Below are 14,863 nucleotides of genomic sequence, written 5' to 3' on the forward strand. Positions count from 1 at the left end.
GTGAAGGCGGCCCCGCCGGGCGCGGGGCCGCCTTCTCGCGTCTCTCAGGAACTCTGCGCCTGCCACTTCTGGTTGTCGCCGCCCCAGCACGACCAGAGCTGGACCCGGGAGGTGCTGGCGTTCACGTCCAGGCAGAGGCCCGAGTGGACGCCGCGGATGGTGCCGTCGGCGCCGATCGTCCACCGCTGGTTGGCGCCGCCGTTGCACGCGTACGTGCCCACCACGGTGCCGTTCGTCGTCCCCGCGTTGTACGCGTCCAGGCACCTCTGGCCGCCGAGGGCGGTGAGCTGTCCCGCGGCCGTCGACGTCCACTGCTGGGCGGGTGTGCTGGCGCAGGCGGACACCTGCACCTGGACGTTGGCGGTCGTGCCGCCCGGGATGTCCAGGCAGCGTCCGGTGGCCACATTACGCAGCAGGCTGGCCGGGCCGGGACCAGGGCCGGGCCCACCGCCGTCCAGGCCCCAGCCGTACCTGAGGCGGTCGAGGCCGCTGGCGTTGGGCGTGCTGAGGGTCAGGTTGGTACCGCTGCCGTGCAGCTTCTGCATGGCGTACCAGTCGTCGCTCTGGCCGGCCCTGATCTTGCCGCCCAGGCCCGGCCAGTAGATGGAGCCGATCCGCAGCTCGCGCAGCACCGCCGTGGTGGCACGGAAGTACCGCACGAAGTTGTCGGCGCTCGCGGCATCGTGGTAGTTGAGTCCGGTGTCCATCGGCGCGCCGAACTCGTCGATGACGGTGCGCGCGGCGCAGGAGCCGATCGCGTCGCGCAGGAACGCCACCCACTGGTCGTAGTTCTTCGCGCCGCTGAAGAACGTGTAGTGGTGCAGCGACAGGAGCGTCCCGTCGAGGCGCCGGTCGGCACACATCGACTTGATGTCGGTGTTCAGGCCGGCGCCGCTGACGAAGATCCGGCTCCGCGGTATCGACGGGCGGCTGCTGATCCAGGTGCTGACCACGTTTGCCCAGTCGCTGGCGCTGTGGCCGCCCGGCTCGTTCATCGGCTCGAAGTACACCAGGTCGTTGCCGCCGTACTTGGCGACAACGGTGTTCCACATGGTGTTGAAGGCGGCCGTGTTGACGATCCTTCCGCCGCTGGCGGCCACCCCGTCGTCCCAGTAGGACAGGACGACCTTGAAACCCTTCGCGGTAGCGGCGTCGATGGCGCCGGTGTACGCGTTCCACCATGCCGTGCCGACGGTGTAGGTGTTGATGGGCAGGCGGACGGTGTTGGCGCCCAGGTTGTTCTCGAAGCCGGTGTAGACGGCGTTGGCCTTGGCCACCACCGTCGCGTAGCTGTCGGTGCTGCTCAAGCCGTGCAGCACCAGCGGTCCCTGATGGAAGTTGTCGCCCAGGCGGGCCCAGTTGACGCCGCGGAACTGGGTGGTGTCCGCGGCGGCCGGCGAGGCGACTCCGAGCACGGCGACCTGCGTCGCGCCGAGCGTGGCCAGAGCGCAGACCAGCGCTCTGGCCACGTGGCGTCTAGCGTGGGATTGGGGCACGATGGGAGGTCCTTTCAAAATCCCGGGTCAGCTGGCGGTACACGTGGGGGTCATGCCGGTGCCGCTGCCGTTGCCCTGGAACCCGAACTCCGTCACCTGGCCGGGGCTCAGCCGGCCGTTGTAGCTCACGTTGGTGAAACTGACCGTGCCGGTGTTGCCACTGGCTGACGCGCTCCAGGTGTTGGTGACGCTGGCGCCGCCAGGCAGGGTCATGCTGACGCTCCACCCGTTGGTACCGGCGGTGCCGGCGGTCACCCGCACGGTGGCCACGAACCCACCGGTCCACGAGTTCAGCGACACCGAAGCCGTGCACCCGGCGCCGCCCGGCGGAGGCGAGGAGGGCGGAGGGCTGGACGGCGGAGGCGACGACGGCGGAGGCGTGGTCGGCGGCGTGGTGTTCTGGAACTGCGCGAAGAACCTCCAGATCTCGCCCTTGGTCCAGGTCGTGACGCCGCTTTCGTTGTAGGTGCCGTCGACCGGCCCCGGCATGTGGCCGTTGTCGAACGCGGCCCACTGCACCGGATACCCGGCTCGGCACCCGGTGTAGGTCGTCGTGACGTGGGTGCGGCTGCCGCCCGCCGGCTCGCGTGGGCTCTGCGGGGTGCAGCCGTTGTTTCTGACGAACGTGTCACGCAGCGACCGCCCCTGCGAAATGTTCAGGACGTTGTCGGTGATGCCGTGCAGTCCGAAGTAGGCGATCGGCTGGGTGCCGCCGCTGCATCCGCTGATCTGCGCGCCGGCGATGACGGCGACAGCCCGGAACACCGTCGGCCGGGCGCAGGCGAGCGCGTAACTCATGCCGCCGCCCCAGCTGAAGCCCGTCGCGAAGCGCTGTGTCGTGTCGATACACAGGTCCGCGTCGAGCCTCCGGATGATGTCGTCGACGAAGGTGACGTCTTCACCGCCGGAGTTGGCCCAGCCGTTTCCGAAACCCTGCGGCGCGACCAGGATGGCCGTGTTGTTCGACTGTTCGAGCTGGCCGTAGTAGGACCAGGCGCTGCCGCTGGTGCCACCCGAGTCGATCTCGTTGGCGGTGCCGCCCCGCCAGTGGAACCCGAAGATCAACCGGTACGGGTTGCTGTTGTTGTAGTTGTTGGGGATCCGCAGGATGAACGTCCGGCTCTTGCCGTTGCTCTGGATGGTCTGTGTGCCGTTCCGCAACGTTGGTGCCTTGCCGCATCCGGCGGTCGCCGCCGCGACACCGACGTCCGCGGCGGACGCGGTGCCGCCGAGGCCGCCGGGCAGTGTCGTGCTGACCACTGCCGCGGCGAGCAGCGCCACGACGGCGGTGAGCCCGAAGACCGCTCTACGCCTTGACATCAAGCAACTCCTTCTGTCGTTTGCCGGAACCTGTTACGCGGTGGGCAACTGCCACTTCTGATTGGCGCCGCCGTGGCAGCTCCACAGGTGCACGACCGCACCGTCCGAAGAGCTGTTGCCCGACACGTCCAGGCACTTGCCCGACTGCACGCCGCGCAGCGAGCCGTCGGGATTCGCCTGCCAGTTCTGGTTCGCGCCGCCATTACAGGACCACAGCTGCACCTTCGCGCCGTTCGCCGTGCTGGCACCGCTGACGTCCAGGCACTTGCCCAAGGCGCGCAGCGTCGAACCGGACACCGTCCACTGTTGACTCGCGGCACCGGAACACGACCAGATCTGCACCTGCGTGCCATCGGCAGTACTGCCGTTACGCACGTCCAGGCACTTGCCCGCGATCCCCACGATCGGCCCCGTGCCAGGCGTCGGCGTCGGGCCGCCCAGCTCCTTGATCCGGATGTTGCGGAACGAGACGTCGTCGCCCGTGCCGTGGTTCTGGATGCCGATATGACCAGCCAGCGATCGAGCCGGGTCGGTGTTGGTGAAGTCGTTGATTTTCACGCCGTTGAGGAAGACCTGGAGCCGTTCGCCCTCGACCAGCGCCTCGAAGGTGTTCCACTCGCCGGGTGGGTTGAGCGCGGCGTCCCGGGCAGCGGTGTCGGGGGCCTTGACGGCGTAGATCGAGCCGGTGGTGCGGTCGGCCGCGTCGGTGGCGTCGATCTGCACCTCGTAGCCGGCCGTCATCGCCGAGTTGGGATCGCTCGACGGTGGGAAGCCGACGAAGACACCGGAGTTGTCGTCGCCGAGCAACTTCCAGTCAAGCTTCAACGAGTAGTTGGTAAACTGTTTGGCGCTGTACCAGTACAGGCCGAGGCCGCCGGTCGAGCTGAGCGTGGCGTCGGCATTGGTGAAGCCGCCCGGTCCCGCCTGCGACCAGCCGGTCGTCAATCCATTGTAGAGGGTCGTGTAGGCGGTCTCGGGCCGGCAGTCGGCCTTGGTGCGACCAGCCGCGTACCGGATGCCGCCGAGCAGGTGCGCGCGGAACGCCGGCTCGGCGTACGACGCCTGGGTGTGGCCCCCGCCGGTGTAGAAGGACCGGCCGCCAGAATAGGTCTTGCACCAGGCGTGCGGGTGGTCGGCGCCCATCGAGCCACCCGAGTACGACGACTCGTCGAGCGTCGCCAGCACGCGCGCGCTCGCGCGGGGGTTGGTCCGGAAGTTGTACCACTCGTCGGTGCGGGTCCAGGTCTGCGGCGCGTGGGCGGTCGCCGCGTGCGCCCGGTTCTCGACCTTCACGTTGGCCTGCTGGATGGCCGGGTGCGAGGCGAAGTACGCGCCGACGAGCTCGCCGTAGAAGGGCCAGTTGTATTCGGTGTCGGCAGCCGAGTGGACGCCGACGTAGCCTCCGCCGGAGCCGATGTACGACTGGAAAGCCGACTGTTGGATGTCGTTGAGCACGTCGCCGGTCGTGTTGAGGAAAATCACCACCTCGTAGCGGCTCAGGTTGGCGGTGGTGAACTGGTTGCCGTCTTCGGTGGCGGTGACGGTGAAGTTGTTTGCCATGCCGAGGTCGCGGATGGCCTGGGTGCCGACCGCGATCGAGTCGTGCCGGAAGCCGGCCGTCTTGGAAAACACCAGGACGTCGTACGGGGCGTCCGCGGCCGCCGCGGGAGTGGCGGGCACGGTACAGGCGAGGGCCGCGAACGTCGCGGCGGCGCCGCCGAGCAGGGTACGGGCATGTCGGCGCATGTCGTCGCTCTCTTTCTCGTCGGCCTTACCCACCGCGTCACCACGACCAACCCGGACAGTCGCACGGGTGTGTGCCCGTGAATCGCGGACGGTGAGGCCGCGGGAGCAGCGGCACGGACCACGGCGGACGCCGCGGCAGCACAAAGCTCGATCCTGATTTCGGTCAGTTGCGTAGGCTCCATTGTTGGTTCGCGCCGCCGTTGCACGACCAGAGGATGACTCTCGTGCCGTTTGCGCTGGCCGCGCCGTTCGCGTCGACGCACAGTCCGGATTGGACGCTCGTGATCGTGCCGTTGGCGTTGACATTCCACTGCTGGTTGAGGCCGTTGTGGCAGTCCCAAATGGCGACCGCCGTGCCGTTGCTGGTGCCCGCGCCATACGCGTCCAAACACTTGTTGCCGTAGACGGTCAGCTGCTTGCTGGCGGTGTGGGTCCACCGCTGGTTCGTGCCGCCGGAGCAGTCCCACAGCTGTACCTGGGTGCCGTTCGTGGTCGTCGAGTTGGGCACGGTGACACAGCGGCCGGACTGCCCGCCGACGATCTGGCCGCTCTGCTGGCTGCCGCCGCCGCTCTGCTGCCTGACGATCGACTTGGACTCGGCTGACCGGTTGCCTTGCGCGTCGACGACGTAGAGCCGGTATTCGCCCTGCGCAGCCGGAACGGCGATGGACGTGGCGGTGCCGCCAGCGCTGGTCATCGTCGGTCCAGCGGCGAAGGTCGTGGTGCCGGAGGGCGCCAACCAGATCGTCCTGGTCGCGTCGCCGGTGCTCCGTACCGGAACAGACGCGCTCTGGCTGCCGACGAAGGTGCTTGCCGGTAGCGCGTAGTCGGGCAGGGAGAGATTGCTCTGCGGGATGATGTCCCGATAGGAATCCTCGAGTCCCGAGTTCACCGCGATGCCGTACGCCGCGGCGGGCCAGACATAGTCGGCGGAGACGAGGATGTCGTGGATGGTGCTGTTCGGCAGGTTCTTGTTGGAGACCTTGTTGATGGGGCCGTAGATCTGCGTGATGCTCAGATCGTGCTTGCGCCCGAAGTCGTCGGAGTTGATGAGCCAGGTGACGTTCTTGTCCACGCTCAGGACGTTGTCGCGGAAGGTCATGTACGCCGACCCTTCGTCCGGGTGGAGCCCGTACTTGTGGCCGGCCGGCACGCCTTGCAGGTAGTTGTCGTGGATGGTGGTGCCGGGCTGGCTGCCCAGGGTGTAGATCGGTGCCGTGTCGCTGAGCCGCTGCACCGTGTCGATGATGTGGTTGTAGCTGATGTCGTTGTTTCTCGCCGTCGTGGTCGGCCTGTTCGGCGCGATCGAGCCCGATGACCCGTCGAAGTTCCACCATCCCCAGCCGAGGGTTATCCCGGACCACGGAGTCTTCTCGATCCGGTTTCGCTGGATCGTGAGCGTGTCGGCGAAGTACGCCGAGATGGGGCTGTGTCCGTTGAACAGTACGGCGCTGTCGTAGATGTAGTTGTTTTTGATTTCGATGTTCTTCGGCAGCCCCTCGACCTGCGGGGAGTACTTCTCCCGGTTGCCCGACGTGTGGTCGCCGATGTAGACGTGCTGCGGATGGCCGACGGTGACAGCGGATCCGGCGATGTCGTTGGTGAAGTTGCCGATCAGCTGGGTGCCCTGCACATCGTTGACCATGTTGATCCCGTCGGCGCCAGAATGCTGTATTCGGTTCCGCCGTAGGATCAGCCCATCGGCGTTCTCGATCTGGATCATGCCGGGAGTGACGTCGACGTTGCGGTAGTAGTAGACGTGGAAGTTGCCCTTGGCGTATGCCTGCGCGCCGAGGTTGCCCTGCTGGGCCTGCTTGAACGCGGAGCCGGCCACGGTGAACAGGTTCCAGTCGGAGTGCTGCGCCGTGATTCCGGTGACCGTGATGTTGCGGGCATGGGCGTTGGTCGAGGTGCCCGCGATCCGCAGCAGGGTCGGCACGTTGTTCGGCGCGAAGACGGTCGCGGTGGCCATGTTCTCCGAAGCGGCCTTGTAGTAGTACAGGGTCCGGCTTGTCTTGTCGAAGTGGAACTCGCCCGGCGCGTCCAGGAACTCGTAGGCGTTCATGACCTTGTGGCTGCCGCCGACCTGAGCGTTGCCGTTGTACGCGCCCTGTGCGATGGCGGCGCCCGGTTGCTGGAACAGCGCGACGCGGTTCGCACCATCGGCTGTCGTGGTCACCTGGCGTACCCCCACGATGGCCGTGGTCCAGGTGGTCCCCGTCTCGATCTCGATGTCGTCCTGGTTGCGGGCGATGGCGGGAAAGTCCGACAGGCTGTACCTGGCGCCCTCGCACTGCGAGCCCGACTCCCACGCCCAGGCGGCCTGGCCCGCGGTGATGTTGTATGTGCCGTGGCAGCCCGCCGAGTTGATCGTCTTCGAGGCCATGAACGCCCGCTTGCCGTTGACGTAGAGCGCACGCAGCTTGTTGGCGCGGTCGAGTGGGGCTTTCCAGATGTTGCCGCTGTGCTGGGTCCACCCGGTCACCTGGACGCCACCTTCGAGAACTGGCGTTTCGTTGGCGTGCGCGGCGTAGACGACCCGGTAGCCGTTCGTGCCGGAGTCACTCGACCCGAACTCGATGGTGCTGGTCACCGGGTAGGTTCCGCCGCGGAGGTAGACGTAGATGTCGCCCGTCATGCTCGCGTTTATCGTGCGAACGACGTCACGCGCGCGCTGCACGGTCCTGAATGGCGAGGTGAGCGTGCCGGGGTTGGCGTCGTTGCCGTCGGGGGCGACGTAGTAGGTGGCCTGGGTCGCGGCCGAAGCCGGCAGGTGAGTGGTGACGGTGACTGTCAACGCGGCGGCGGCGAACACCGCGGCGGCGAGCAGCGACCTTCCGGTGGTGGAGACGGCTGACTTCACGTACGTGTTCCTCTCACTCCGCTGCTCGGCTCAGCGCCGGATGCTCCACTGCTGGTTGGTGCCGCCGTGGCAGGCCCAGAGTTGGACCTTGCTGCCGTTGGCGGTCGCGGCGCCGGCCACGTCCAGGCACAGTCCGGATTGGACGCCGGTGATGGTGCCGTTGGCGTTCACGTTCCACTGCTGGTTCGGCTGCCCGCTGCAGTCCCAGATGATGGCGGCGGTGCCGTTGGTGGTCCCTCGTCCGCTGGCGTCCAGACACTTGCTGCCGTAGACCCGCAACTCCCGGCTCGCCGTGTGGGTCCAGCGCTGGTTGGTGCCGCCGTGGCAGTCCCACAGCTGAGCCTGAGTGCCGTTCGTGGTGGCGGAGCCGGGCACGTCGACGCAGCGCCCCGACGGCGCCCCGACGAGTTGCACGTTGGTGCGGTTGTCGCCGCTGCCCGGCGAGCCGATGCTGCCCGGCACCGACAGCAACGCGTTGTGCCAGACCGCGGCCATCTTGCCGTATCCGGCGGCGGTCGGATGGATGCCGTCGATGAGGTCGGCGGTGGTGAGCGCCGTGTGCATGTCGACAAGGTGGACACGCTTGCCGGCGCTGACCTTGCTCTGCACGATGCCGGGGATCTGCGCGTTGAAGGCGCGTACCGCCGCCTCCTGGCCGCTGTTGGCCAGCGGCGTGATCTGCGCGACGAACACGTCGGCGCTCGGGGCGTTGTTGGTGATGCGGTCGATCAATGTGGACAGCCGATTGGGCGCCGTGCTGACGTTGTAGTTCTGCAGCACGTCGTTGGTGCCGATGTGCAGCAGCACGGAACGCGGCTGGTACGTGGTGAGCCAGCCGACGATGTTCGCGTCGATCTGATCGATGCGCCAGCCGGGATGACCCTCGTGGTCGTGATCGCCGAGGCTGGACGGGCCGTTGAACTGGGATCCCACATAGTCCACTGTGTAACCACCGTTGGTCAGGCGCTGCCAGAGGCCGATCCGGTAGCCGCCCGGCACCTGGGTGCCCTCGGTGATGGAGTCACCCAGCGGCATGACCCTGGTCCCGCCGTTCGACTCGGCACTGGCCGCTCCCGCGCCCAGCACCGTGGCGGCGACCGCCAGACCGCACACGGCGAACGCGGCAAACCACTTCGTGTTCATCCGGATCATGTGCTCGCCTCCCGTGCCGACCAGAAACGTAATTCGTATGATGTCTGAATGTCAAGCATGGAAGTCTCTCGATAAGGCGAGCTCAGCGGAGGGCGCGGCGGCGGGCGCCCACGGCCAGGGCGATGGCCGCGCCCAGCAGCAGGGCGGCACCGGCCACCCACCACCGCCACCCGTTCCCGCCCTCGCTCGGCTCGGTGCGCGGGTTGGCCGCGGGTTGCGCCGTCTGGGCGACGCGAGCCTCGACCGTGGCCTCCGCCCTGCCGGGGTTGGGCTCGGCTGAGGTCACCACGATGGTCCACCTGCCTGGGGTGAGCACCGATCCGCTGGTGTAGAAGCCGTGGCCTTCGGTGGCCGGGGCGAGTTGGATCGGGCCGACTGTCCGGCCGCCCTCGCCGGTGGCGTTGAGCACCAGGCGCAGTACCTGGTTGTCGACCGGGTGACCGTCCTTTTTGTACGTCGCGCGGACCGTCACGCCGGTCGCGCCGTCGCCCGCCGCGTCGAGTACCACGGGACCGCCGTGCGCTGCGGCTGGCGCGGCCCAGACCGCCAGCAACGGTATGACGACGAGGGCCGCCAGGAGCTTGCGGAGCATTGCATCCTCCATCCAACAGGTGGGGCCGACGAACCGGCCGGCCCCACCCACACGGTGCGGTCAGAGCGTGCCGCCCTCCGGAACCTGAGACGGGTCACCGTCGAGGCGGCCGGCGCCCTCCAGCGACTTCCCGCCGTTGGCTCGCTGGCCGGCCGCCGTCGCCTCGCCGCCCAGCCGGACGATCATGGCTTCGGCGTCGCGGACGAGCACTCCTCGCACGTCGGCGTCGGCGACCAGCGCGGTGTCCGACGCGAGTGCGACGAACGCCCGCAACTGCTGGATGGCCCGCTTGTCGTTGCCGCTGGCCTCGGAGAGCCGCGCGGCCTCCAGCTTGTTGGTCAGCTGCCGGTGTGCCTTTGCGGAGAGCTGGCCGGTCGCCTTGAACCGGTCGGTCAGGTTCTGCATGTCTCGGAACGAGGTGGTGACGAAGAACCGGACGTTCGCCGTCGTCGCGTTGCCGGCCTTGTCGGTGGCGGTCACGACCAGCTCGTGGAAGCCGAGCGTCAGGTCGTACATGGCCTGCACGGTCCCGGACTGGTACGGCTGGCCGTCGAGCGTCCCCACCACCGACCGGATGCCGGAGGTCGGGTCGACCGCTTGGAACGTGACCCGCACGTCCTGGCTGTCGCCGTAGAGCTGGCCGTCGGCGACACCCGTCACCTGTACTGGCGATGGCGCGGTGGCGTCGATCCGCACCGGAACCGACTTTGCCGCCTCCACGTTGCGGGCCTCGTCGACGGAGCGGAACCGCACCTCGTGCGTGCCGTCCCCGGCCACCGAAATCGGCTCGGTGTAGGCGGTCCAGGTCGTGGCGGCGTCGAGCTGGTACTCGGTGCGAGCCACCGCGCTGCCGCCCTCGTCCGTGGCGGCCAGCGTGACCGTCGCGGGACCGGTGTACCAGCCTCCGACCGCCGTACCGTCCACAGTGGCCACCGTCACCGGCGGAGTCTCGTCCACGTCGTCCGCGCTCAGCCGGAAGTAGTCGAACGAGACCGTCTTGCGGGCGGTCTGCGGCCCGCCGAGCGAGAACAGGCCCACCTTGGGTGTCGAGCCCACCGCCGCGTTGGTCAGCGGCTCGAGCTCGGTCCATGCCTGCCCGTCCGCCGAGTACGAGGCGGTGTAGACGTTGCCCTCCTTAGCCAGTCGCAGGTGCCACACGGCCGCCGTCAAGCCGGTGGGACCGGGCTGCGGGTTCTGAATCACGCTGGCGATCTCGCTGCGGAACTCGATCCGGCGCGACACCGTCGATCCGGGCGAGTTGTCCACGACGAAGTCGAACTTCAAATAGTTGTCGTCGTCGCCGTACACGATGAGGCCACCCTGCTGGTACTGCTCGTTCAGCAGGCTGCCGTCCACCTTCGTCTCCATGGTCCAGTCGCCGGACGGCGCCTCCTGGAGTATGAAGTTCGTCGGGGCGGTGTTGGGTGTGGTGTAGATGTCGCCGTTCGGGACGTCGACGTGCAGCGACCCGCCCTGCACCCGGTACGCGGCCGGGTCCTCGTGGAGGATCGCGTTCCAGCGGCACTTGTCCAGGCTGGTGCCGTTGAACTCGTCGGACGGGGTCACCGGTCCGGCGGGCTCGTCGGGCGAGATCTGGAACCAGTCGAACGTCGCGTCGACGACCGGAGCGGTCGTGCCGCCCTTCAACGCGAACAGGCCCACCTTCGGGTTGGTGATGCCGGCCAGCTCGGCCGCCCGGCCCACCGGGGTGAAGGTCTGGCCGTCGGCGGACATCGCCGCGGTCAGGTTGGTGCCGTCACTCGCGAGCCGCAGGTAGATCGTGTCTCCGGCGGGTGCGGCGGTGCTGTCGGCGCCCTCGTTGCGCGGCGTGCCGGCCGTCTCCCGGATGAACTCGACCCGCCGGCCGCCGTTGTAGAGCAGGTCGACCTTGGCGTAGTTGTCGTCGTCGCCATACACGATGAGCCCGGCCTGCTGGTAGTTGCCGGTAACGGGGACCGTCACCTTCGTCGTGGCCTGCCAGGCACCGCCCGGAGCCGGCTGGAGCACGATATTGGTGGCGTCGTTCCCGCCGCCGTACAGGTCGCCGGCCGCGGTGGGCAGGACCAGCGCTCCACCTTGGACGGAGTACAGCTGATTCTCGCGAACCACAGTGGACCAGCGGGTCTTGTCCAGAGTGGTGCCCGGGAAGTCGTCCGAGCGCGCCCCGAAGCAGGACGTGTTCGGCGCGCTCACCTTGACCGTGGCGGTGGCGTACCCCTTGGCGCCCTTGCTGTCGGTCACCGTCAACGTCGCGGTGAACGTACCCGGCGTCTCGTAGGTGTGCGTGGCGCTCAGCGTGTCAGCCGTGCCACCGTCGCCGAAGTCCCACGCGTACGTGAGCGGCGTGTTGCCTTCCGCGTCCGTGGCGGTACCGGTGAACCGCACCGCGAGCGGCAGCGTGCCCGTGGTCGGGGCCGCCTGGACGCTCACCACGGGGGGCGCGTTGTCGGTCACGCCGCGGCCGAGGAAGTCGACCCAGTTCACGTTGAACAGGCCGCCGCCGCCCGTGTCACCCGGGTTGTCGCGGGCGACGAAGTAGAGCGGTCCGCTGGCCGGCTGCGACGCGGGAAGGTCGGCGGAGACGTCGGTGTACGTCTGCCACGCTCCGGTCGCCGGCACCGTGGCCGTGACCAGCAGCGGGCCGTCGACCGCGCCGGCGCGCACCTGGATCGTGCCGCCGTTCGCGCCGGACGCGACGCGGAAGCGCAGGGTGTCGATACCGGCGAGATTGGCGGGTGCGAACGACCACCAGTCGCCGTCCTCAATGGACCCGATGTTCTGGAAGCCGCCGGCGCTGTCGGCGGTGGGTTCCTTCTGCACGCCCGGAGCGCCGGTACCCACGCCGTCCGGAGCCTTGCCGGTGGCGGAGAAGTACTCGGCCTGCTTCCGCTTCGGCTGGAGCTGCTCGACCGCGCGGCCGGTCAGCGGGTTGGACCCGCCGGAACCACCCTCGTCCGTGTAGGTCGCCTCGAGGATCGTGAACACGTTGGCTTCCGCGCCGTGCGAGGCGGCCAGCGCCGTCTGCACGGTGCCCTCGCAGCCGGTGTACGACTGCATCGGGTGGTTGTGCTCGTCATGGCCCAGGTAGACCTGCAGTGTCACCTTGCCGCAGTCGATCGTGCCGTCTTCGGGGTCGGTCACCTTCACCGTGTACGCGACCTGGTCACCCCAGTCGAAGAAGCCGCCGTCGGGCGGGAACTCGATGGTCACGGTCGGCACGGTGTTGCCGACGGTCACCGGCACGTTGGCCACGGCCGTGCGGCCCTTGGGGTTGGTGACGGTCAACTGGGCGGTGTAGTCGCCAGCCACCGTGTACTGGTGTGACGGGTTCGGCTGGTCGGAGGTGCCGCCGTCACCGAACGTCCACGCATACGTGAGCGCGCCGCCGTCCGGGTCACGGGAGCCCTCGCTGGAGAACTGGACGGTAAGCGGCGGCTGGCCCGAGGTGGGTTCGGCGGTGGCCACCGCGATCGGCGCCCGGTCGGCCGCGATGTAGTCGATCCGGTAGACGCCGGAGTTGTCGTTGTTGCCGCCGAATCCGGTGCCCCACTCGATCATGTAGAGCGCGCCGTCCGGGCCGAACTCGAAGTCCATCGGCCGCAGGAACGTCATCCCGGTCAGGATCCGGTTGATGTCCACAAGGGACTTCGCGGCCTCGTCGAGCTGGAAGGTGTACATCCTGTTCTGGTTCCACTCGCCGAACATCGCCTTGCCGTCGTAGTACGCCGGCCACTTGCGGTCCGAGGCGAGGGCCTCGTCGTACCGGTAGACCGGGCCGCCCATCGGCGCGCCGCCGCCCCCGATCTCCGGGAAGAGCGGGTTGCCGCTGTAGTCGTAGTCGACGGTCGCGGAGATCGCTGGCGGCAGGTTGGTGAGGCCGGTGTTGTTCGGCGAGTTGTTGACCGGTGCGGCGCAGTTGAACTTCGCGCCACTCGGACCGGACGGGAAGGTGTAGTCGTTGTACGCGTAGTTCGCGCCGTGGCAGTACGGCCATCCGTAGTTGCCGGGCGTGACGACGTTCCACTCCACCGTGCCCTCGGGGCCGCGGTCCGGGTTGGCCGCGTTGGCGTCCGGGCCGTAGTCCGCCACGTACAGCGTGCCGGTCCGCTTGTCGATGCCGATCCGGAACGGGTTCCGCAGGCCCATCGCGTAGATCTCCGGCCGGGTCCGCGCGGTGCCTTCCGGGAACAGGTTGCCCTCCGGGATCGTGTACGTCCCGTCGTCCTCCGGATGGATCCGCAGCACCTTGCCGCGCAGGTCGTTGGTGTTGCCGGCGGTGCGCTGCGCGTCGTAGTCCTGGCGGCCCGGGCGCTCGTCGATCGGGGTGAACGAGCTCGACTCGAACGGGTTGGTGTTGTCGCCGGTGGACAGGTAGAGGTTGCCGGCGCTGTCGAAGACCATGCTGCCGCCCGCGTGGCAGCAGGTGTTGCGCTGAGTGGCCACCTCCAGCACGACCTTCTCGGTGCCGAGCGCGATCGAGTCGCCCTGCACGGTGAAGCGGGCCACCCGGTTGCGGGCGACGCCGTCGTTGGGCGCGTAGTAGAGGTACACCCAGCCGTTGGCCGCGAAGTCCGGGTCGAGCCGGATGCCGAGCAGCCCGTCCTCATTGCCGGTGAAGACGTCGAGGTCGACCGCGGTGACCGTGGTGCGGGTGTCCGGCTTCACGATCTGGACCCGGCCGTCGCGCTCGACGTAGAAGACCCGGCCGTCCGGCGCGATGTCGAGCTCCATCGGGTTGCTGGTGTTGCTGTCCAGCGTGACCTTCTCGAAGCTGGAGGTCTGCGACGCGGCGCAGTCGGCGTCGACCGCGCCGGCAGCGGTCCGGATGCCGCCGAGCAGGTGGGTCAGGAAGTTCGGCTCGGAGTACGACTCGATGGTGTGACCGGCGCCCGTGTACCAGGAACGGCCGCCGTCGAAGTCGTGGCACCAGGCGATCGGGTGGTCGGCGCCCATCGCGCCGGCGCCCGCCGTGTAGCTGCGCTCGTCCAGGCTGGCCAGCACGTGCACGTCCGCGCGCGGGTTGCTCTGGAAGTTGTACCACTCGTCGAAGCGGCTCCACTTCGCGGGCAGCGGCGCGGTGGAGGGGTGCGCCGGGTCCTCGACCTTGATGGTCGCCGTCTGGTTGGCCGGGTGCGAGGCGAAGTACGCCCCGACCAGGTCCCCGTACCAGGCCCAGTTGTACTCGGTGTCCGAGGCGGCGTGGATGCCCGCGTAGCCGCCGCCACCCTTGACGTACCGCTCGAACGCGGCCTGCTGGGCGGCGTCGAGCACGTCGCCGGTGGTCGAGAGCCAGACCACCGCCGCGTACTTGTCGAGGTTGGCGTCGGTGAACGCGCCCGCGTCTTCGGTCGCGTCGACGGTGAAGCCGTTGTCCGCGCCGAGCTGCTGGATGGCGGCGATGCCCGCCGGGATCGAGTCGTGGCGGAAGCCCGCCGTCTTGGAGAAGACCAGGATGGTGAACGGCTCGGCCGCCTGGCTGGACGCTGGTGCGGCCTGAGCCGGGGCCACCCCGCCGACCAGGGCGGATGCGGTGGCTAGAAGGATGGCGGCGGCGAACAGGAGGGTACGTCGTGCGCCGCGTACACGGCGACCTCGGCGAGTTGCTGGCACGAAAACTCCTTAGCTGGAGCAGACAGCTGGGAATCTCGCATCGGCTCGCCGAAGACCGGTGCGCGGTGGTGAAACACGTGGTTT

7 protein-coding genes are annotated in these 14,863 nt (G+C 68.5%); all 7 read right to left on the reverse strand.

The window, feature by feature from the left end; genetic code table 11:
• Positions 1-44: 44 nt before the first annotated feature.
• The 7 genes from QMG73_RS24605 to QMG73_RS24635 all read right to left on the reverse strand — a co-directional run bounded on the left by QMG73_RS24605 (position 45) and on the right by QMG73_RS24635 (position 14,779).
• On the reverse strand, positions 45-1,469 hold the full coding sequence (locus QMG73_RS24605; protein ID WP_281899431.1) for a ricin-type beta-trefoil lectin domain protein: 1,425 nt from the start codon (positions 1,467-1,469) through the stop codon (positions 45-47).
• A gap of 54 nt (positions 1,470-1,523) precedes the next feature.
• Positions 1,524-2,816: a cellulose binding domain-containing protein gene (locus tag QMG73_RS24610; protein ID WP_281899434.1), complete on the reverse strand. Its 1,293-nt coding sequence runs from the start codon at positions 2,814-2,816 to the stop codon at positions 1,524-1,526.
• Positions 2,817-2,849: 33 nt separating this feature from the next.
• Positions 2,850-4,562 carry a ThuA domain-containing protein gene (locus QMG73_RS24615; protein WP_281899540.1) on the reverse strand — a complete coding sequence of 571 codons (1,713 nt, stop codon included), beginning with the start codon at positions 4,560-4,562 and terminating at the stop codon, positions 2,850-2,852.
• Between the two features lie 163 nt (positions 4,563-4,725).
• Complete coding sequence (locus QMG73_RS24620; RefSeq protein ID WP_281899436.1) at positions 4,726-7,425, reverse strand: RICIN domain-containing protein; 2,700 nt, start codon at positions 7,423-7,425, stop codon at positions 4,726-4,728.
• A gap of 30 nt (positions 7,426-7,455) precedes the next feature.
• Entirely contained in the window at positions 7,456-8,568 is a 1,113-nt protein-coding gene (locus tag QMG73_RS24625; RefSeq protein ID WP_281899541.1) for a ricin-type beta-trefoil lectin domain protein, read from the reverse strand.
• Between the two features lie 91 nt (positions 8,569-8,659).
• Positions 8,660-9,169, reverse strand: coding sequence for a hypothetical protein (locus QMG73_RS24630; protein WP_281899437.1), 510 nt, complete (start codon positions 9,167-9,169; stop codon positions 8,660-8,662).
• Positions 9,170-9,229: 60 nt separating this feature from the next.
• On the reverse strand, positions 9,230-14,779 hold the full coding sequence (locus QMG73_RS24635) for a ThuA domain-containing protein (protein WP_309299523.1): 5,550 nt from the start codon (positions 14,777-14,779) through the stop codon (positions 9,230-9,232).
• Positions 14,780-14,863 lie beyond the last annotated feature (84 nt).

The sequence above is a fragment of the Phytohabitans aurantiacus genome (assembly GCF_027923225.1).
In the GTDB taxonomy this organism is placed as follows: Bacteria; Actinomycetota; Actinomycetes; order Mycobacteriales; family Micromonosporaceae; genus Phytohabitans; species Phytohabitans aurantiacus.